Genomic DNA, 17,022 nt, shown 5'->3' with positions numbered 1-17,022 from the left:
AGCACTCGACGGGTCCATTCACGTCGGGAGCTGGGCACTCGACGTTCACCTCGTCGAGTGCCCATCCCGTCGGACCGTCAGCCGCCGCGTGGCTCGTCGGAGCGGGGCCCGACGGGTCCGGTCGCGGGCGAGAGTCGGCGGGTGCCGGCCAGCGTCTGGAGGCTGCGGGTGTAGCCCGGCAGCACCGTCGGGACGACGCGTGGGTCAGGCTGCGCACTCGTCGGCACGGGCGTGTGGTGGTAGTCCGCCTGCACACGCTCGGGCGTCACGTCGATGACGACGAAGCCGTGGCTGACGCCGTCGATGTAGCGCAGCCACGGGTTGAGCTGCTGAGCGGCGCCGATGGCCTGGCGGGTGGCGCCGACGACGACCTCGGGCGGCTGCCCCTTGAGCTGCGCCGTAGTGCCGAGCACCTCGTAGAAGCCGTCGCTCGTCACCGACGGGCAGACGAACTCGACACCGGCCGAGGCGTAGGACGACTGCCCGGGCGACGAGGAGACCGGCAGGTCGCAGGAGAAGGAGGCGTGGATGTCGCCGGTCAGCACCACGGCGTCGCCGGCCGCTGCGGGCTGCGCCGCGAGGTGCGTGAGCAGGCTCGTGCGATCAGCGGTGTAGCCGTCCCACTGGTCGGCGTTGACGAAGGTGTAGCCGGGCGCCCCGAGCGCCGCGCCCGGGTAGAGCACGGGCGCGACCATGACCTGGTTGCCGAGCAGGTGCCACTGCCGCCCCTGCTGGGCGAGGCCGTCCTTGAGCCAGGCCAGCTGCTCGGGCTCGGGCAGGTGGCGGGCCGGCGAGGCGATCGCGCCGTCGATGAGCGGGCTGACCCCGATCGGGACGAAGCCGTCGAAGGGCACGCCGGGCGCCGTGACCTGGGCGCTGCGGTTCTGCCGCGTCTCGAGGATCGACAGGTCGCCGAGGTCACCGAAGGTGAACCGCTTGAAGAAGCGCGTGCCCTGGTGCGGCACCGTCTGGTCGGGCATGCGGAACGGCATCCACTCGAGGTAGGCCTGCATGGCCTGCGCGCGGCGCTCGAGGTAGGGACCCTCGTCGGCCTGGTGGTTCTGCGCGCCTCCGGCCCAGGCGTTGTTGGCGACCTCGTGGTCGTCGAAGATCGTGATCCACGGCAGCGCCTGGTGCGCGGCCCGGCAGTCCGGGTCGGCCTTGTGCAGGGCGTGCCGCAGGCGGTAGCCGAGCAGGTCGATGGTCTCGGTCGGCGGCTGGTTGTCGCGGACACCGGCGAGGGCGGCGGGGCCGTAGCGGTCGGCGCCGTTGCCGTACTCGTAGATGTAGTCGCCGACGTGGAGCACGAAGTCGAGGTCGTCGCAGGCGGCAATGGCGCGATAGGCCGTGAAGTAGCCGCCGGTGTAGTTGCTGCAGCTGACGAGGGCCAGCCGGAGCGCGTGCGTCTCGCCCGCGATGTCGCCGGCAGTCTGCGTGCGCCCGACGTCGCTGAACTCGCCGAGCGACGAGAAGCGGTAGTAGTAGCGCGTGTAGGGGTCGAGCCCGGTGACGTCGACCTTGACCGTGTGGTCGCTGTCGGGCGAGGTCATCACGGTGCCGTGCGCGGCGACGCGCGTGAACCGGCTGTCGCGAGCGACCTGCCACCGCACCGGGATCGGGCGGCCGAGGCCGCTGCCCGGGGTGGCGAGAGGCTCGCCGGGGCGGGCCGGCGGCGTCGCGCGGGTCCAGATGATGACGGAGTCGGCGGTCGGGTCGCCACTGGCGATCCCGTAGCCGAAGATGCCCTTGCCGGCCGGCGCCGCAGCGGCGGCCGGGTCGAAGACGCGAGGGACGGCGAGTGCGGCGGTGGCCGCGGCGACACCTTTGAGGAGGGTGCGCCGGTCGAGGGACGGCGTTGTCATGGTCGCGAGGCTATGCCCGCGCGGTGACGCTCAGGTGGCGTATGCGTGGACGGACGTCCGGCGACTGGGTGACCTCCCGTGGTCGGCGCCGTCTCCCACGACACCTGCCCCGCGACACCTCCCGCGACGAGGGTCCCTGACGTAGCGTCGGGACATGAGCACCCGGCTGCGTGGCCCGTCATGACCCACCCCGTCCGCGTCATCGTCGGCGTCCTGCTCGTCCTCGTCGGGGTGCTGTGGCTGCTGCAGGGTCTCGGCTACGTCGGCGGGAGCGTGATGTCGGGCGTCACCCTGTGGGCGATCATCGGCCCGGTCGTGGCCGTCGCCGGTGTGGCGCTCGCGCTCTCCGGAACCCGACGTCGTCCCTGAGGCCGACGCCGGGTCCGGCGAGCCGAGCGCCCGCGGTCAGCCGTCCACCTGCCGCGGCGGCTCGATCCGGTCGGCCGGCACCACCGGTGCCAGCTGCGACGGCGGGGCGAGCGGGGCGAGCGGGACCTCCGAGCCTCCCTCGTCGAGCTGGAACGGCGGGTAGACGTCGGTCATCAGGGCGGCATACGCGACGACGCGGTAGACCCAGCGGTTGAGGCCGATGACGAGGTCGAACAGCGCCCGCGGGTAGCGCCCGGTGAACAGGAGCGAGAACCCTGCGATCGCCACGAGCAGCCCGAGGACGCCCCAGCCCCAGGTCTCGACCCGGGCGCCGCTGTTGGTCGTGCGGCCCCACACCCATCCGCCGCCGCCGAGGAGCAGGCCGAGGATGATGTAGTGCGGGATGGCCAGCAGCCACCACTTCACGAGCACGAGGCCGCGCGAGAGCCGCTCGGGGTAGGCGATGTCGAGCCGGGCCGGGTAGTCGGGCTCAGGGCCCAGGCTGAACGGCGGGTACCGGTCGGTGCCGAGTCCGCCGTTGCCGCAGTAGTACGACACGCGCCAGGACCACTGCAGGACGCCGACGTTGAAGGCGAACAGGCCCCGCGGGTAGCTGCCCGTGAAGAGGATCGCGAAGAAGGCGACGACGCTGACCACCGAGAAGGCGATCCACAGGAATCCGAGCACGATGAAGTGCGGGATCGCGAGGAACCACTTGACGAGCCACAGCCAGCGCGACAGCGGCTCGTCGAGCCGGGCGTCCAGCGCCACCGGGCTCATCGCGCGCGGGTGCGAGGACCACGCGACCGGCTGACCGGTCGGGGGCGGTGCCTGCATCGGGGCGCCGGTCGGCGTCGCCATCGACATCGTCACCGGCTGGCCCGGACCTCCGGCAGCAGCGGACGCCGGGGTGGGTACCCCCGGCGGCCGGGTGTAGCTGGACGGTCGGCTGCCGGACGCGCCGGCGATGATGAGCGCCACCGCCACGCCGGAGACGACGAGCCCGAGGCCGAGCATGATGAAGGCCATCGGCAGCAGGAAGCCGGCACGCACGCCGATCGACGACGCGACGGCGACGCCGCTGCTGCCGTCGGCGTTCATGATCACCGCGGCCCACTGTCCACCGGTGACCCGCCAGGTCAGCTGCTGCTGCCCGGGGCCGGTCGCCGAGGCGGCCCAGAAGGTCTGGCTCGTCGGTGCCGGAGCGGTGGCGGCGCCCGGGGTGGCCCGCAGCACGGCGCTGCGCTGCCCGCCGGAGCGTGGGTCGGTGATGCCGACGACCTGGTCGTGGGCGACCCCGGTCAGGTAGGTCGACAGGCTGCCCGCGGGCGCGATGCCGAGGAAGACCGTCTTGCCCGGCTCGACCGGCCGGGCGGTCAGGCGCACGTCGAACTCGAGCCGGTCGAGCACCCACGAGGGCACGTCGGAGCTCGTGGCGACGACGGCGTCCGCCGTCGTCAGCGCGGGCGACGAGCTCGACAGGTCGGGCATCGAGAAGGTCAGGTAGCCCGCGCTGTCGCGGGCGACGGCATACGTGATGCCGAGGCCCGCCCCGCCGAGGAGCAGGCCCAACCCCGGGAGGATGAGCAGGCAGCCGATGATGAGCGCGGCGAGATGACCGCCGCCGGGATGCGACGTCCCCGTCCCCGGTGGAGCGGTGGTCGCCGGCACCGGCGAGGGGTTGCTGGTGAAGCTGACGTCGCTGAAGGGGTCGTTCGTGGATGTCATGTGATCACGTCCTGGGGAAGCGGCCGCGGACGAGCCGGCCGAGCGAGTCGAGGATCCCGACGCCGCCGCCGACGAAGCCGAGCACGAGCAGCACGCGTGCGACGACCTCCCATGCGGTGCCGATGACGTCGAGCGGGAAGACCTGCCAGATCTCGATCAGGGCAGCGAGGCCGAAGCCGATGGAGACGAGGTCGCCGAGGGCCCGCGGTCGAGGCAGGTCGAGGACGACGTTGACGGCGTCGGCGACGACTCGAGCGATGATCGAGGCGTTGACGATGCCGATGACGAGAGCGGTGCGGCCCGTCAGGAACGGCACCGCCTCCCACCCCGGCCAGCCGTTGATGAGCCAGAGCAGGACGAGGTTGACGAGGATGGACCCGACGTAGCCGCCGCGCCGGCTCGGGGGCGCGGGTCGGTCGTCGGGCTCGAGGGGTTGCCCGGAACGGTGGTCACGCGAGTCGGAGAGACGGTGCTCGCTCAGCGGCTCGGTCAGGCGCTCGGGGGGCTCCTCGGTCGGGAGGTGGGTCGGGTACTGACCCGGAATGGACATCATGATGCACTTCCAACTGACGTGGCGCCGGAGTGGGCGCCGAGGATCGGGAGGGGCAGCGCGGACCGCACCGCGGCAGCCAGGCCGCCGGGCACGACCTCGCGCAGCTCGTAGCGGGCCCGCACGAGGGGCGCGGGCACGGAGAGGACACGAGTCAGGTCGATGGGGGTGCCGCTGACGACGGCCTCGCACTCCCCCGCCTCGACGGCGGCGCGCATCGTCGCCTCGAGGTCGCGCACCTGCTCGGCGCCGTAGCCCATGGCGGGCAGGACACCTCGCGCGTTCGGGTACTTCGCGTAGGTCGCGGCGATCGACCCCACGGCATACGGGGTCGGGTCGACGATCTGCGCGGCACCGGCCGCGCGGGCGCCGACGACGCCGGCACCGTAGGTCATCGAGCCGTGGGTCAGGGTCGGCCCGTCCTCGACGACGATGACGCGGCGTCCCTCGACGGCGCTCGGATCGTCAACGGTGACAGGGCTGTCCGCGCGGAGCACCGTCGCGCGCGGGTTGAGCACGCGCACCGACGCCTCGACGGCCTCGACGTCGGCCGTGCGCGCCGAGTCGCACTTGGCGATGACGACGACGTCGGCCATCCGGACGTTTGCCTCGCCGGGGTGGTATGCCGTCTCGTCGCCCGGGCGCAGCGGGTCCGCGAGCACGACGTGCAGGTCGGGGACGTAGAAGGGCAGGTCGTTGTTGCCGCCGTCCCAGAGGATGACGTCGGCCTCCTGCTCGGCCTCGCGCAGGATCCGCTCGTAGTCGACGCCGGCGTAGACGACGACGCCCGCGTCGAGGTGCGGCTCGTACTCCTCGCGCTCCTCGATGGTGCAGTCGTGCCGGTCGAGGTCGGCATACGTCGCGAATCGCTGGCACGCCTGCGCGGCGAGGTCGCCGTAGGGCATGGGGTGCCGGATCGCGACGACGCGCAGGCCGAGGTCGAGGAGCATCCGGGCGAGGTAGCGGGTCGTCTGGCTCTTGCCGACGCCCGTGCGCACCGCGGTCACGGCGACGACAGGGCGGCTGCTGCGCACCATCGTGTGTCGCGCAGAGTGCAGCCGGAAGTCGGCGCCGGCGGCGACGCAGCGCTCGGCCAGGTGCATGACGTGCTCGTGCCGCACGTCGGAGTAGGCGAAGACGACGACGTCGACGCCCTCGCGCTCGACGACGTCGGTCAGCTCCGACTCGGCCACGATCGGGATGCCCTGCGGATACAGCGATCCCGCGAGCTCGGGCGGGTAGCGACGGCCCTCGATGTCGGGGATCTGGGTCGCGGTGAAGGCGACGACCTCGTAGGTCGGGTCGTCGCGGAACACGACGTTGAAGTCGTGGAAGTCGCGTCCGGCCGCGCCGAGGATGACGACGCGGGTGCGATGGACGGGGGCGGTGCTCGTGCTCGTCGTGCTGGTCGTGGACGTGCTCATGGCCATCTCCGCGGCTGGGACGCCGACGTGACCGACACACCCTCTTGCGGGTAGTCCTGGCTGCGGGACCCGCCTCTTCAACTGTCCCACCGGGGCGTCCGGGCGGCGCCCGTCCGAGAGCGGGATCACCCCACGTTTCCCGTCACTTTCCAGCGACGACGACGAGGCACGGTGCCACGATCGAGGGGTGAGCGACACGGCCGCACGACCCGGGGCCCGCGAGCACCGCGGCCCGATCCCCGGCACCCCCACGCACGAGCACGTCTCCCTCGCCGAGGACTGGGTGGCGAGCAACTACAGCCCGCTGCCCGTCGTCATCTCGCACGCCGAGGGGGCCTGGGTCACGGACGTCGAGGGGCGGCGCTACCTCGACGCGCTGGCCGGCTACTCCGCCCTCAACTTCGGGCACCTGCACCCAGGTCTCGTCGGGGTGGCGAGGGCGCAGCTCGAGCGGCTGACCCTGACGAGCCGCGCCTTCCACAGCGACCGGCTCGGGCCGTTCTGCCGGGACCTCGCGGCGCTCGCCGGCAAGGAGCTCGTGCTGCCGATGAACACCGGCGCCGAGGCCGTCGAGACGGCGATCAAGACGGTGCGGCGCTGGGGCTACGAGGTCAAGGGCGTGCCGGACGGCCGGGCGCGCATCGTCGTCATGGCCGGCAACTTCCACGGCCGTACGACGACGATCATCAGCTTCTCGGACGACCCCGTCGCGCACGACCACTACGGCCCCTACACGCCCGGTTTCGACACCGTGCCCTTCGGTGACATCGAGGCGCTCGAGGCGGCCATCACCGACGACACCGTCGCCGTGCTGCTCGAGCCGATCCAGGGCGAGGGCGGCGTCATCCTGCCCCCCGACGGCTGGCTGCGCGACGTGCGCGAGCTGACCCGGAGGCGGGGCGTGCTCATGGTCGCCGACGAGATCCAGTCGGGCCTCGGCCGCACCGGCACGACCTTCGCGTGCGACCTCGACGGCGTCGTGCCCGACGTCTACGTGCTCGGCAAGGCGCTCGGAGGCGGCATCGTCCCGGTGTCGGCGATCGTCGCCGACCGCGACGTGCTCGGCGTCATCACGCCGGGCAGCCACGGGTCGACCTTCGGGGGCAACCCGCTCGCCGCCGCCGTCGGCCAGGCGGTCGTCGGGCTGCTCGCCACCGGCGAGTTCCAGCAGCGCGCGCGGCAGCTGGGGGCGCTGCTCGACAGCGGGCTGCGCGAGCTCGTCGGGCACGGTGTCGACGCGGTCCGCTGCCGTGGCCTGTGGGCCGGCGTCGACCTCGACCCGCGGCTCATGACCGGGCGCGAGGCCTCGCACCGGCTGCTCGAGCGCGGCGTCCTCGTCAAGGACACGCACGGCTCGACGGTGCGCCTTGCTCCGCCGCTCGTCGTCGGCGAGGTCGAGATCCAGATCCTGCTCGACGCCTTCGCCGCGATCCTGCACTGATCGTGGATGCAGCGCTCGTGCACGTGCACCGAGATCTCCACACCCCGGAGGAGGGGTCATGGCACAGAAGAAGAAGAAGTGGTCGGACCTGACGAGCGGCCAGCGGACCGCGGTCATCGTGGTCGGCTGCGTGCAACTGTCGCTCGCCGCGGCGGCGTGGACCGACCTGGCCCGTCGTCCGGCTGAGGAGGTGGCCGGGAGCAAAGCCAAGTGGGCGGCGATCATCGCGATCAACTGGGTCGGGCCGATCGCCTACTTCACCCGGGGACGACGGATCGCACCGGAGCAGCCCCTGTCCTGAGAGCGTCCTGACATTGTCCTGACATCGCCCCAGATAGCTTGACAAGCGCCTCTTGTCATCGTGTCAGTCTTGACGGATCCCCCGACGCCACAGAGTGTTTCGCGCCACGATGAGATCCCGTGGCAGCTCCAGCCACCACAGCCCTGAGGGGTCACACATGGTCGACGGAAGCGAAACACCCACCACCACCCGGCGCGGGGCCCTGAAGACCGGGGCGCTCGGCCTCGGCGGGCTCACCGGCGCCATGGCGCTCGGCAGCGGACACGCCTCGGCCGCCGAGCCGCCGTCCATGGCCACGGTTGCGGCCCTGGCCGGGATCACGGCCGGCCGCTACTTCCTCCAGCTCGACTCGATCCCGGGCGACAGCACCGATGCGCGACATGCGGGGTGGATCGAGACGCTGAGCTACTCCTGGGGCGCCTCGAACTCCTCGACGGTGTCCGGCTCCGGATGGTCCTCCAGCAAGCCCAGCCTCAGCAACCTGTCCTTCGTGTCGAGCTTCGGGTCCGCCAGCCCACTGCTGTTCCTCCGTGCCATGAACGGCAAGCACCTGAGCACTGCGTTGCTCGAAGGCATGACGGCCGGGACCGACCCGAGGAAGTTCGTCGAGATCGAGCTGAAGGACGTCGCCGTAGCGTCCTACCAGTCGGCAGCCTCCGATGGCGGTGGGCTGCCCACGGACTCCTTCTCCCTCGCCTTCGCGAGCATCAGGTACACGATCTTCCTGCAGTCCGACACCGGCGGTCCCGGTCAGACCATCAGCGCCACCTGGAACGTACGCACGGCCTCCGGCACCAGCACGGTGACCTGAACCGAGCTGAACCACGTCGCTCGGCCGCCCACCGGGCCGAGCGCGCAGGCCTACGTCCGGTCTGCCCGCTCGGCCCGGTCACGGATGCCGCGCAGCATCTTCTGGCTCATGAGCGAGCTTGCGGCAGAGACTGGTTCGACGAGCAGCGGCGACCAGCGGTGGGTGTAGGAGAAACGCTCGCGCGTGATGAGCCGGGTCGCGCGGTGCGGGTGTCGGCGCAGCACGAACGACCACGTGAAGTCGTAGGGGGCGGCGTCCGGCACGCCGGCGCCTGCTACGGCCATGGCTGGGGCCGCGTGCAGCACAAGGGAGTGGCCGGGATCGACGGCTGCGACCGTGAGCGCGACCCTCGGGTGGAGGCGCACGAGGTCGCCGGGCTCGAGGTGCTGCCAGGCGTCGACGACGGTGTCGGCGCTGTGCAGGTGGCAGCCGGCGCGGTTCTCGAGCCCGTCGTAGCTGTAGAAGCCGCCTCGGTCGGACCCCATCTGCACGACCCAGCGCCAGACCTCCTCCGGCGGCGCCTCGATCGTGATGGCGCGCGTGGCGACGAGGCCGGGATCGCGCAGGATCTCGTCACCGGGGAGCAGCTCGCGGGTCTCCTCGGTGGTGGCGCCCCAGTGCAGCGCGGACCACCGCAGCGTCACGACGGACAGCGCGGCGCCGCCCACGACCAGCGGTGCGAGGACTCGCCTCATGCTCACCACGGTAGTCCGGATCCCGTTGCCGCACGGGGCGATCCGCCAGAGACAAGATCCGCCGGAAGCGGACGGGGCGCCCCTGAAGAAGATGGAGCCCGGCTCGCGCTCGCGAGTCCGGGCCACCAGTGACGGTTCACGTACCACAACGGGCCAACCGCCGAAGTCTTGGTCTTCCTGGGAACGAGTGTCCCGCTCCAGGACGACCACGCCAGAGTGACACGCCGGTCCCGGCGCAGTTCCTGGAAATGACGCAAGATGACACAAACGGACCATCGGTGACTAGTCAGAGTCGGATCACGGCACGACCGGCAGCAGCCACGTGGTCCCGTCGGTCGTGTCGATGAGGGCGGCCCGGTCGCACCGGAGGGTGAGCGGCAGCCGGTCCGAGACGGCCTCGACGACGGCCGGCATCCGCGACCCGGCGACACCGGTCGTGGCCGACACGTGCGGCAGCCAGTGCCCGGGCTCGTAGTGGCGGTGGATCGTGGCACCGGTCGCACGCAACGCCTCGACGGCCGTGGCCTGACGGACGGCGAGCCCGGCCGACGTCGAGCCGGCGAGCGCCGCCCGGCCACGCGGGAAGACCACGGTCCCCTGCACGGCGACCTCGACGGGACCGGCGTCGCGCAACCCGTCCACGGCGGCACGCACCGCGCCGGGGTCGCAGGCCAGCAGGACGGCATACGACAGGTGGGGCACGTGGCGGCCGTGGGTGTGCGTGAGCAGCGTCGGGACGCCCTCGTCCTCGAGCGCCCGCCACAGCGTGCGGACGAGCCGGTCGGACCGGGGGTCGAGCAGCAGACACAGCGCGAGCGCCATGGCCCATTGTGGTCACGCCGGCGACGCCTACGCTTGGCCCGGTGAGCCCCATGCCGAGCGACCTCGACGTCGTCAACGCCAACCGCTACGTGTCGCTGACGACCTTCCGCCGGTCGGGCGAGCCGGTGTCGACGCCGGTGTGGGTCGCGCTCGACGGCGGCGAGCTCGTCGTCGTCACCGTCGACCCGAGCGGCAAGCTCAAGCGGCTCGCGCACACCTCGCGGGTCGAGCTGCGTCCGTGCGACCTCCGCGGCCGGGTGCCCGAGGGGGCGCCGACGTATGCCGGCACGGCCGTCGTCGACCGCACGCCCGAGGGCGTCGCCGCCGTCAAGCGAGCCCTGGGCCGCAAGTACGTCATGGCGCGGCTCGGTGACGCGCTCGCCGTCGTCACCGACCGCATCCGCCCCCGTACGCCGCGGGCGGGCATCAGGATCACCCTCGGCTGAGCGTCGGCCCGGGCGCGACCGAGCACCCGCGCGACGGCGCAGTTCGGACACGTGTTCGTAAGTTCGGACAAAGCTTGGACAGACCGTTTCGCCCATCCCCTGACCTGCGGTTATGTTGGCAGTCATGAGTCCCACCGCAGGCACCCGGCTGGTCCAGCGCCAGCTCGGCAAGATGCTGCGCAGCAAGGTCGCGGGCGACGACGCGCCGGCCCGTGCGCAGCGGATCTGGGGTGCCCAGGGAGAGCGGTGGTTCACGCCGGACGACCCGGTGTGGCGAGTCCATGCCGACGCCTCGATGTTCCCCGCCGGCGTCACCTCGCTCCTGCTCCAGATGCTCCACCCCATGGCAATGGCGGGGGTTGCGGGCCACAGCGGCTACAAGAGCGACCCGTGGGGCCGGCTCCAGCGCACCAGCCACTACCTCGCCACGACGACCTTCGGCACGATCGAGCACGCCGAGGAGGCCATCGCCATGGTCCGCTCGATCCACGAGCGGGTCCGCGGCAAGGACCACCTCGGCCGGCCGTACCGCGCTGGCGACCCGCACCTGCTCAGGTGGGTGCACGTCGCCGAGATCGACTCGTTCCTGCGCGGCTACCAGACCTTCGGCGACACGCCCCTGACCGACGACGAGGCCGACGTCTACGTCGCGCAGGCCGGCATCCCCGCCGCACGGCTCGGGGTCATCGACCCGCCGACGTCGGTGGCCGAGCTGCGAGCGGTCCTGCAGTCCTACCGCCCCGAGCTCGAGACGAGCCCCGCTGCCCGCGAGGCCGCGCGCTTCCTCCTGCTCGACCCGCCGCTGCCCTACTACGCCCGCCCCGGCTACGGCACCCTCGCTTCCGGCGGTGTCTCGCTGCTACCCGGGTGGGCGCGCGAGATGCTCGGCATCCCGCTGCCCGGGGTCGTCTCGAGTCTCGTGGCGCGTCCGCTCGGCCACCTCGGCACGGCCGCGGTGCGCTGGGGCATGGCCGGCCTCGCCGAGCGCCGACCGTCCGACGTCCCGCCGGACGACACCCACAGACCCCCCGACGAGCCGGATGAACTCGTCGGGGTCCAGGCCGCCAGCTGAGCGGCCATCTTTGACCGGGCCGGGAGGCGCTCAAGAAGCGGGTGCCCCCGGCCCGGCGCCTCCGTCCCCTCCCGCGCGATGATCGCGTATGCCGTGTGGCGCGCCCCCTGGGCCGGCGCCGGAGCCGCCCTCGTCAGTCTCGGGCATCGAGCAGGCCGCGGCGGGCCGCCTCGACCCCGGCCTGGAATCGGCTCGTCGCCCCCGTCTGCGCCATGAAGTCGCTCATCAGCCGCCGGACCGTCCGGGTGGACAGGCCGAGGCGCCGCGCCGCGGACTCGTCGGTGGCGCCCGAGGCGAGCATCTGCAGCAGCTGCCGGCTCGTGGCGCTCGTCAGCGGCGCCTCGCGCCGGCGCGCCTCGCCGAAGGGCTCGGCCAGCAGCCACACCATCTCGACGTGGTCCACGAGGGCCGCGACGAGCGCCGGTGACCGCACCTCGATCGCGCCCTGCGACGGGTCGCCGACGACGCGCGGCAGCAGCGCGACCTCGCGGACGACGACGAGGAGCATCGGCACTCGGGCATGGTCCGCGCCTGCCCACCCATGTCGGTGAGCCACCGGGCGTAGTCGAGCGTGGCCGGGTCGTGGCGGAAGCTGTCCTGGTAGACGGCGCGGATCGCGACGCCGCGCTCGAGGGCGAGCTGGTTGAGCGGCTTGCTCGCGGCCATCGCGTCGGGCTTGTGCGCGCGGCCCGGGTTGAGCGAGACGCACTCGGTGCGGGCCTCGAGCGCCAGCTCCTGGAGCCGGTCGCGCACGCCCTCGACGGTGCGGTGGTGCACGAGCGCCTCGCGGTGCAGGTGGGCGTCGTGATCGGCCGCCATCGTCTCCATGAGCGCGCGCACGGCCGCGACGCGTCGGGCCTGGGCAGCCAGCGCCACCTCGGCCTCGGCGACGAGCCTCGCCATGCCGACGCGCGGCGGCGACGGGACGAGGACCAGCGGGTCGGAGCCGGCTGGCTGGAGCAGGGCAGTGTCGGCGAGCGTGTCGAGCGCCTTACGCACCCGAGGACGACTGAGCGACAAGGCAATTGCCAGATCTGCAACGGTCTGCGTGTGGTCGTCGAGCATGGCGCGGTAGACCGCGGCCGCATCGTCGTCGAGGTCCATGCCCCACCCCTGTCTGGGCCGTGACCGCGACGGTTGCGGACCCCCGTTCGGCCGCCCCGCCCGGTCGTGTCCGCAAGCGGACAGGCCCGTTGCGGCCAGAGCATATCCCTTCCCGGCGTTCCCGCTCAGGAGCAACGTTCACCTCAGCAGAAGACCCCCCGAGGATGGGAACGCAGACCATGAAGAAGTCGCCCGCTCCGACCACCACCACCTCCCTCTCCGCCACTGTCTCCACCGCCTTCACCGGCCTGGCCGTCGCCGCCGGCCTCTGCCTCGCCGCGGCCCTCGGCGCCACTGCTCCCATCGCGGGCCCGGCCCACGTCTCGTCCACCCACGCGGCCCTCACCGCCTCCGCCGACCAGGGCTCGGGGGTCGTCGTCGCCGGCGGCTTCGAGTGGGGCTCGAACCGGAGCCGATGAGATGTACCTCCTGCCCCTGACGCTCCGACCGGGGCCGCTCGCCTCGCCGGAGACGTCCGCGGCGGAGGCCGGCGAGCTGCTGACCGCAGCCATCACAAGGATGCCGTTCGTCGAGCACGCGAGGGCCCAGGCCCGCGCCGACCGCATCGACATCGGTGTCTTCGTCACGGCCAAGGACCCGGCCCACGCCCTCGCCCGGCTGGTCGCGCTGCACTCAGCGGTGGACGCCCTGGGTGGCGACCCTCCGTGGTGGGTCCCCGACCCGGCCGGCCGACCCTGAGACGCGCTCGATCCACCTGATCCGCACCACCCGAGTTTCCTGCACCACCTCACTCGGCCATCTCGGCCACCCCCTCACAGAAGGAGATCCACCATGTCGTTCTCGAAGCTGCTCACCAAGGGCGCCGCTGTCGCCGTCACCGTCGCCGCCATCGGCGCCGGAGCCGCAGCCCCCGCGAGCGCCGCCACCGCCAAGTGCGAGTCCAGCGGCACGACGACCTACTGCTACCAGGTCACGAGCACCGCCGGCTCCGGCTTCAAGACCCTGTTCACTGACATGGTCATCAACACGACGAGCAGCACCGCGAGCCTGACCTGCAGGGTCGACAGCTCGAGCACCTACACGTCGAGCGCCACGGCCTCCGTCAGCGCCTCCGTCAAGGCCTTCCTCGTCGCCTCGGTCGACGCCTCGGTCTCGGCGACCGTGACCAACTCCGTGACGACGTCCATCGGCTCGTCGACGACCGTCGCGGTGCCGCCCAACACGACCCGCTACTGCGACCGCGGCAGCTACCTCTACAAGGGCACGGTGCTGCGGACCGGTGCGAGCGGCATGAACCAGCTCCCCAACTACACCTTCTACGTCACCGCCCCGGCGGTCCTCGCCTGGCGTCTGCGCTGAGGTCAGCCCGATGCGCCCCGTGATCTCCTCCGTCCTCGTGGCCACGTGCGCCGCCCTCCTGACCGGCTGCGCCGGGGGCTCGTCACCGACCTCGGCGACCGCGCCCTCCACACCTGCCACCCAGGCGGGCATCCAGGCGGGCATCTCGGCGGGCATCTCGGTCACGCCGCCCGCGGCACCGGCCGGTGAGTCGGTCATCGCCAGCCTCACGGGACAGGGGAGCTCGCGGAGCGCCCGCGACATCACGACCGACGGCAGCTACACCGCCTACCTCGTGTGCCGCGGCGGTGAGGAGGTCGTCGTCGTCTCCACCGCCTCGAAGTCCGACACTCCGGTGCCGTGCACGGGCTACGCCTCCCGGCTGCGCTACCTCACCGACGGGCACGCGGACTCCCTCACCGTCCAGGCCGCCTCGGGACAGGCCTGGGCCCTCACCGTCGTCGACGCGACCCTGGACAGCTAGAGGCTCCGCCACGAGGCGGCACACGGACCTCCCTCCGTGTGCCGCCTCATGGTCGGTCCTTGATACGCGCTGCCGGCGTCCTGTCGGCGGCGCCGGTCGTCACCTCACGGGCGAGCGTGTCGCCGGTGGCGTCGGGCTGCCGCCGCCCGGGGCAGCCTCCTTGACGTCGCCCACCGTGACGGTGAGGAGCGCGTCGAACGACTGGGCCGGTGCGCCGCTGTCGGTGACCCGCACGCACACGCTGTAGGACGACCTCGTCTCGAAGTCCAGCGGCGCCCTTGTGACGAGCGCATCGCCGCTGACCGTGAAGGCGGCGGAGCCGTCGGCGTAGGTGCCGCCGCAGCCGTCCGACACCACAGCGAAGGTATGCGTCTGGCCGGCGTCCGGGTCGAGCGCCCCGAGCGTGCCCACGGTCGTCCCCGACGGCTGGTTCTCGGGGACCGACGACGCGGAGAGGGTGATGCCGGTGGGGGGCTCGTTGACGTCGAGCACCGAGACCGTGAGGGCCTTGTCGAGGACGCTGCCCGCCGAGTCGGTCGAGCGGACGCGGATCGCGTAGGAGGACTTCGTCTCCTGGTCGAAGACGGCGGCGGTGCGCAGCTCGTCGCCGACGAGGGTGAACGACCCGTTGTCGGTGTCGCCGGCGCCGGTCACGAGGGCGTAGGTGAAGGTGTCGCCCGGGTCGGGGTCGGTGCTCGAGAAGGTGCCGACGAGGGAGCCGACGGGCAGGTTCTCGGCGACGCTCGGGGTGCGGAGCGCGAGGTCGGTGGGGGCTCCGTTGGCGGCGGCCGCCGTGGTGAAGCCGACGTTGACGTCGGCCGTCATCGCGTCAGGCGGGTCGCCGAGGTCCTTGTCGTGCACCGCGCTCGCGACGACCCGGAGGCGGCAGGTGGCGGTCCCGGGCACGTCGCCCGTGGGGGTCAGGGTCACGACCGTGTCGCCGCCACCCGGCGTGACGGGGACCGCGGCGCCGTCGCAGGTGAGCGCGAACGAGTCGGGGGTGACGCTGACGGGCTCGGAGAAGGTGACGGTGAGCGGCCGTCCCGGCTGCACGCCGGTCGCCTGGTCGCTCGGGTCTGTGGAGAGGACAGCCGGCGGACCGTCGACGGTGAAGGAGAACGTGTGGTCGAGGTAGGGGTGGTCGGGGGGGTCGACGGCGTCGTCGTCGTCGACCTTCGTCCGGTCGATCGTGCCCGTGCAGGCGTCACCGGCGACCAAGGCCGAGGTCGGCGAGAAGGTGAAGGTGGTGTCGTCTGTCGTCCGTGGTGGCGCCGTCGCCACCGGGGCACCTCCGCACACGAGGCCGAGGGCTCCCGCGTCGAGGGTGACGGGCTCGGAGAAGGTCACGGTGACGTCGGCGGACGTCGCGGCGTCGGTCGCACCGTCGCGCGGCGTCGTCGCGATGACGGAAGGGGCGGCGTCGAAGGTCGTGAAGGTGATGCTGACGGGGGCGGTGATCGCGGCGCGCGTGTCGACATCGGTGATCGCGGTGGCGGGCGCCGACAAGGTGCACGTCGCGGTCTGCGGGAGGTCGACGTCCGGGTCGAGTTGGACCACGGCACTGCGCGAGCCGGTGACGGCATACGGCACCTTCGTGCCACCACAGCTCAGCGTGAAGGCGCCGGCGGCCACGTCGACGGACTCGCTGAAGGCGAGCACGAGGTCGCTTCCCGTGACGAAGCCGGCGCTGTCGGCGTCCGGCATGGACGAGACGAGGGAGGGGGCTGCGTCGGTCCTGAAGGTGAACGTGCGGTCCGCGGCGGGGTTGTCCGGCGGGTCGAGGGTGTCGACGTCACTGATGCCCGCGGCGAAGACGGTCACCGTGCAGGCGGCCCCGCCGGGCAGGACGCCGCTGGGGTCGAGGGTCACGGTGGTCCCGCCAAGTCCTCTGGGCGTGAAGGGGATCGGCGTGTTGTCGCAGGCGAGGTCGAAGGCGGAGCTCGTGGCGGTCACGGGCTCGCTGAAGGTGACGGTGGGGCTCACACCCGTGCCGACCCGGGTGGCGCCGTTGGTCGGGGAGGTCGCGTCGACGACCGGTGCAGCGTCGTCGGGGGTCACCTCGAGCTGGGCCTCGCCGTCGAGGCAGCTGCCGGGGATCGTGGTGGTGCGGAGCGTGCCTGCCGGCAGCGCGGCACAGAAGTAGACGGTGCCGCTCCGCGGCGGCAGGGCCAGCGTGACCGCGGGCGCCGCACAGTCGGCGGGCCTCGCGGCCAGCCGCATCCAACCGGACGGCTGGACGCAGACGGTCGCCCGCGCCGGCTTGACCGTCACCGTGGCCTCGTCGCTCCGGCACTCGCTCGGGGAGGTGACAGCGCGCAGCAGGCCGCTGCTCTTGGCGGCGCACGCCGAGGTCAGCTCCCCGCTCGTCGGGACGGAGGGAGCGGAGGGAGCGGAGGGCGCGGAGGCACTGGATGGGACGGAGGGGCCGGCAGCGGCCGAGCCTGCAGGCCCGAGGACCGCGGCGACGAGGAGCAGCGTGCACGCCGCGGCGACACGGTGGAGCGGGCGCCCGAGGGTCAGCGGGTGCAACGGGCGCAGCCAGGCGACACCACTCGACCTGGCGCTGGCGCGCGACATCGCGACCTCCGATCAGGGCCCGCCGCCACGGCAGTCG

At 72.5% G+C, this 17,022-nt stretch carries 19 protein-coding genes; 11 read left to right on the top strand and 8 right to left on the bottom strand.

Annotated features, from left to right (window positions below; genetic code table 11):
• Positions 1 to 77 precede the first annotated feature (77 nt).
• The gene (locus IEY30_RS06070) at positions 78 to 1,862 is read right to left on the bottom strand and encodes an alkaline phosphatase D family protein (RefSeq protein WP_188960104.1); all 1,785 of its coding nucleotides are present in this window, start codon (positions 1,860 to 1,862) and stop codon (positions 78 to 80) included.
• A 180-nt stretch (positions 1,863 to 2,042) separates the two neighbouring features.
• On the opposite strand from IEY30_RS06070, the gene IEY30_RS06065 reads away from it, so the two are divergent.
• Positions 2,043 to 2,231 (top strand): hypothetical protein, encoded by a 189-nt coding sequence (locus tag IEY30_RS06065; RefSeq protein ID WP_030198353.1) that lies wholly within the window; start codon positions 2,043 to 2,045, stop codon positions 2,229 to 2,231.
• Between the two features lie 36 nt (positions 2,232 to 2,267).
• Here IEY30_RS06065 and IEY30_RS06060 read toward each other — a convergent pair whose 3' ends face one another.
• The 3 genes from IEY30_RS06060 to IEY30_RS06050 are packed head-to-tail and all read right to left on the bottom strand — an operon-like array spanning position 2,268 to position 5,933.
• Complete coding sequence (locus IEY30_RS06060; protein ID WP_052358533.1) at positions 2,268 to 3,959, bottom strand: DUF4389 domain-containing protein; 1,692 nt, start codon at positions 3,957 to 3,959, stop codon at positions 2,268 to 2,270.
• A 4-nt stretch (positions 3,960 to 3,963) separates the two neighbouring features.
• A complete protein-coding gene (locus IEY30_RS06055) occupies positions 3,964 to 4,512 on the bottom strand; it encodes a hypothetical protein (protein WP_229674861.1) in 549 nt (182 codons plus the stop codon).
• The gene (locus IEY30_RS06050) at positions 4,509 to 5,933 is read right to left on the bottom strand and encodes a cyclic 2,3-diphosphoglycerate synthase (protein WP_052358557.1); all 1,425 of its coding nucleotides are present in this window, start codon (positions 5,931 to 5,933) and stop codon (positions 4,509 to 4,511) included. The genes IEY30_RS06055 and IEY30_RS06050 overlap by 4 nt, the downstream gene beginning before the upstream one ends.
• Before the next feature lie 187 nt (positions 5,934 to 6,120).
• Between IEY30_RS06050 and rocD the strand changes: the two genes are divergently transcribed.
• From rocD to IEY30_RS06035, 3 genes are all read left to right on the top strand, one after another.
• On the top strand, positions 6,121 to 7,374 hold the full coding sequence (rocD, locus tag IEY30_RS06045; protein WP_081920486.1) for an ornithine--oxo-acid transaminase: 1,254 nt from the start codon (positions 6,121 to 6,123) through the stop codon (positions 7,372 to 7,374).
• A gap of 58 nt (positions 7,375 to 7,432) precedes the next feature.
• Positions 7,433 to 7,675: a PLDc N-terminal domain-containing protein gene (locus IEY30_RS06040; RefSeq protein WP_030198336.1), complete on the top strand. Its 243-nt coding sequence runs from the start codon at positions 7,433 to 7,435 to the stop codon at positions 7,673 to 7,675.
• A 157-nt stretch (positions 7,676 to 7,832) separates the two neighbouring features.
• On the top strand, positions 7,833 to 8,486 hold the full coding sequence (locus tag IEY30_RS06035) for an Hcp family type VI secretion system effector (protein ID WP_052358532.1): 654 nt from the start codon (positions 7,833 to 7,835) through the stop codon (positions 8,484 to 8,486).
• 50 nt (positions 8,487 to 8,536) lie between these two features.
• Here IEY30_RS06035 and IEY30_RS06030 read toward each other — a convergent pair whose 3' ends face one another.
• Both IEY30_RS06030 and IEY30_RS06025 read right to left on the bottom strand, forming a co-directional pair.
• Positions 8,537 to 9,181 (bottom strand): hypothetical protein, encoded by a 645-nt coding sequence (locus IEY30_RS06030; protein WP_030198324.1) that lies wholly within the window; start codon positions 9,179 to 9,181, stop codon positions 8,537 to 8,539.
• Between the two features lie 297 nt (positions 9,182 to 9,478).
• Positions 9,479 to 10,003 (bottom strand): 2'-5' RNA ligase family protein, encoded by a 525-nt coding sequence (locus tag IEY30_RS06025; RefSeq protein ID WP_030198321.1) that lies wholly within the window; start codon positions 10,001 to 10,003, stop codon positions 9,479 to 9,481.
• 50 nt (positions 10,004 to 10,053) lie between these two features.
• Here IEY30_RS06025 and IEY30_RS06020 point away from each other — a divergent pair, with 50 nt between their 5' ends.
• A complete protein-coding gene (locus IEY30_RS06020) occupies positions 10,054 to 10,449 on the top strand; it encodes a PPOX class F420-dependent oxidoreductase (RefSeq protein ID WP_030198317.1) in 396 nt (131 codons plus the stop codon).
• Between the two features lie 124 nt (positions 10,450 to 10,573).
• Complete coding sequence (locus tag IEY30_RS06015; RefSeq protein WP_030198314.1) at positions 10,574 to 11,521, top strand: oxygenase MpaB family protein; 948 nt, start codon at positions 10,574 to 10,576, stop codon at positions 11,519 to 11,521.
• A 133-nt stretch (positions 11,522 to 11,654) separates the two neighbouring features.
• On the opposite strand, the gene IEY30_RS06010 is transcribed toward IEY30_RS06015, so the two are convergent.
• Entirely contained in the window at positions 11,655 to 12,029 is a 375-nt protein-coding gene (locus IEY30_RS06010; RefSeq protein ID WP_229674891.1) for a helix-turn-helix transcriptional regulator, read from the bottom strand.
• A 74-nt stretch (positions 12,030 to 12,103) separates the two neighbouring features.
• Here IEY30_RS06010 and IEY30_RS06005 point away from each other — a divergent pair, with 74 nt between their 5' ends.
• The 5 genes from IEY30_RS06005 (at position 12,104) to IEY30_RS05985 (ending at position 14,408) form a co-directional block, all read left to right on the top strand.
• Positions 12,104 to 12,649 (top strand): hypothetical protein, encoded by a 546-nt coding sequence (locus IEY30_RS06005; protein ID WP_156035274.1) that lies wholly within the window; start codon positions 12,104 to 12,106, stop codon positions 12,647 to 12,649.
• A 140-nt stretch (positions 12,650 to 12,789) separates the two neighbouring features.
• Positions 12,790 to 13,044 carry a hypothetical protein gene (locus tag IEY30_RS06000; RefSeq protein ID WP_156035272.1) on the top strand — a complete coding sequence of 85 codons (255 nt, stop codon included), beginning with the start codon at positions 12,790 to 12,792 and terminating at the stop codon, positions 13,042 to 13,044.
• 1 nt (position 13,045) lies between these two features.
• Complete coding sequence (locus IEY30_RS05995; RefSeq protein WP_030198310.1) at positions 13,046 to 13,324, top strand: hypothetical protein; 279 nt, start codon at positions 13,046 to 13,048, stop codon at positions 13,322 to 13,324.
• 93 nt (positions 13,325 to 13,417) lie between these two features.
• On the top strand, positions 13,418 to 13,945 hold the full coding sequence (locus IEY30_RS05990; RefSeq protein ID WP_043416717.1) for a hypothetical protein: 528 nt from the start codon (positions 13,418 to 13,420) through the stop codon (positions 13,943 to 13,945).
• Between the two features lie 10 nt (positions 13,946 to 13,955).
• Entirely contained in the window at positions 13,956 to 14,408 is a 453-nt protein-coding gene (locus IEY30_RS05985; protein WP_030198308.1) for a hypothetical protein, read from the top strand.
• Positions 14,409 to 14,507: 99 nt separating this feature from the next.
• Here IEY30_RS05985 and IEY30_RS22115 read toward each other — a convergent pair whose 3' ends face one another.
• Positions 14,508 to 16,985, bottom strand: a complete 2,478-nt coding sequence (locus IEY30_RS22115; protein ID WP_030198305.1) for an Ig-like domain-containing protein — start codon at positions 16,983 to 16,985, stop codon at positions 14,508 to 14,510.
• Between the last annotated feature and the right edge of the window lie 37 nt (positions 16,986 to 17,022).

The organism is Terrabacter tumescens (assembly GCF_014646815.1).
Lineage (GTDB): Bacteria > Actinomycetota > Actinomycetes > Actinomycetales > Dermatophilaceae > Terrabacter > Terrabacter tumescens.
The sequence above is the reverse complement of the archived record's forward strand: the minus strand, read 5'-3'. Positions and strand labels throughout refer to the sequence as shown.

Bases quoted from the DNA above. Each gene is read 5' to 3' on its own strand.
- IEY30_RS06050 (WP_052358557.1), bottom strand. From the start codon at position 5,933: ATGAGCACGTCCACGACCAGCACGACGAGCACGAGCACCGCCCCCGTC.
- IEY30_RS06035 (WP_052358532.1), top strand. From the start codon at position 7,833: ATGGTCGACGGAAGCGAAACACCCACCACCACCCGGCGCGGGGCCCTG.
- IEY30_RS06010 (WP_229674891.1), bottom strand. From the start codon at position 12,029: ATGCTCCTCGTCGTCGTCCGCGAGGTCGCGCTGCTGCCGCGCGTCGTC.
- IEY30_RS06025 (WP_030198321.1), bottom strand. From the start codon at position 10,003: ATGGCGCTCGCGCTGTGTCTGCTGCTCGACCCCCGGTCCGACCGGCTC.
- IEY30_RS06065 (WP_030198353.1), top strand. From the start codon at position 2,043: ATGACCCACCCCGTCCGCGTCATCGTCGGCGTCCTGCTCGTCCTCGTC.
- IEY30_RS06040 (WP_030198336.1), top strand. From the start codon at position 7,433: ATGGCACAGAAGAAGAAGAAGTGGTCGGACCTGACGAGCGGCCAGCGG.
- IEY30_RS06055 (WP_229674861.1), bottom strand. From the start codon at position 4,512: ATGATGTCCATTCCGGGTCAGTACCCGACCCACCTCCCGACCGAGGAG.
- IEY30_RS22115 (WP_030198305.1), bottom strand. From the start codon at position 16,985: ATGTCGCGCGCCAGCGCCAGGTCGAGTGGTGTCGCCTGGCTGCGCCCG.
- IEY30_RS06000 (WP_156035272.1), top strand. From the start codon at position 12,790: ATGGGAACGCAGACCATGAAGAAGTCGCCCGCTCCGACCACCACCACC.
- IEY30_RS05995 (WP_030198310.1), top strand. From the start codon at position 13,046: ATGTACCTCCTGCCCCTGACGCTCCGACCGGGGCCGCTCGCCTCGCCG.
- IEY30_RS06060 (WP_052358533.1), bottom strand. From the start codon at position 3,959: ATGACATCCACGAACGACCCCTTCAGCGACGTCAGCTTCACCAGCAAC.
- IEY30_RS06015 (WP_030198314.1), top strand. From the start codon at position 10,574: ATGAGTCCCACCGCAGGCACCCGGCTGGTCCAGCGCCAGCTCGGCAAG.
- IEY30_RS06030 (WP_030198324.1), bottom strand. From the start codon at position 9,181: ATGAGGCGAGTCCTCGCACCGCTGGTCGTGGGCGGCGCCGCGCTGTCC.
- IEY30_RS06020 (WP_030198317.1), top strand. From the start codon at position 10,054: ATGCCGAGCGACCTCGACGTCGTCAACGCCAACCGCTACGTGTCGCTG.
- IEY30_RS06070 (WP_188960104.1), bottom strand. From the start codon at position 1,862: ATGACAACGCCGTCCCTCGACCGGCGCACCCTCCTCAAAGGTGTCGCC.
- IEY30_RS05985 (WP_030198308.1), top strand. From the start codon at position 13,956: ATGCGCCCCGTGATCTCCTCCGTCCTCGTGGCCACGTGCGCCGCCCTC.
- IEY30_RS05990 (WP_043416717.1), top strand. From the start codon at position 13,418: ATGTCGTTCTCGAAGCTGCTCACCAAGGGCGCCGCTGTCGCCGTCACC.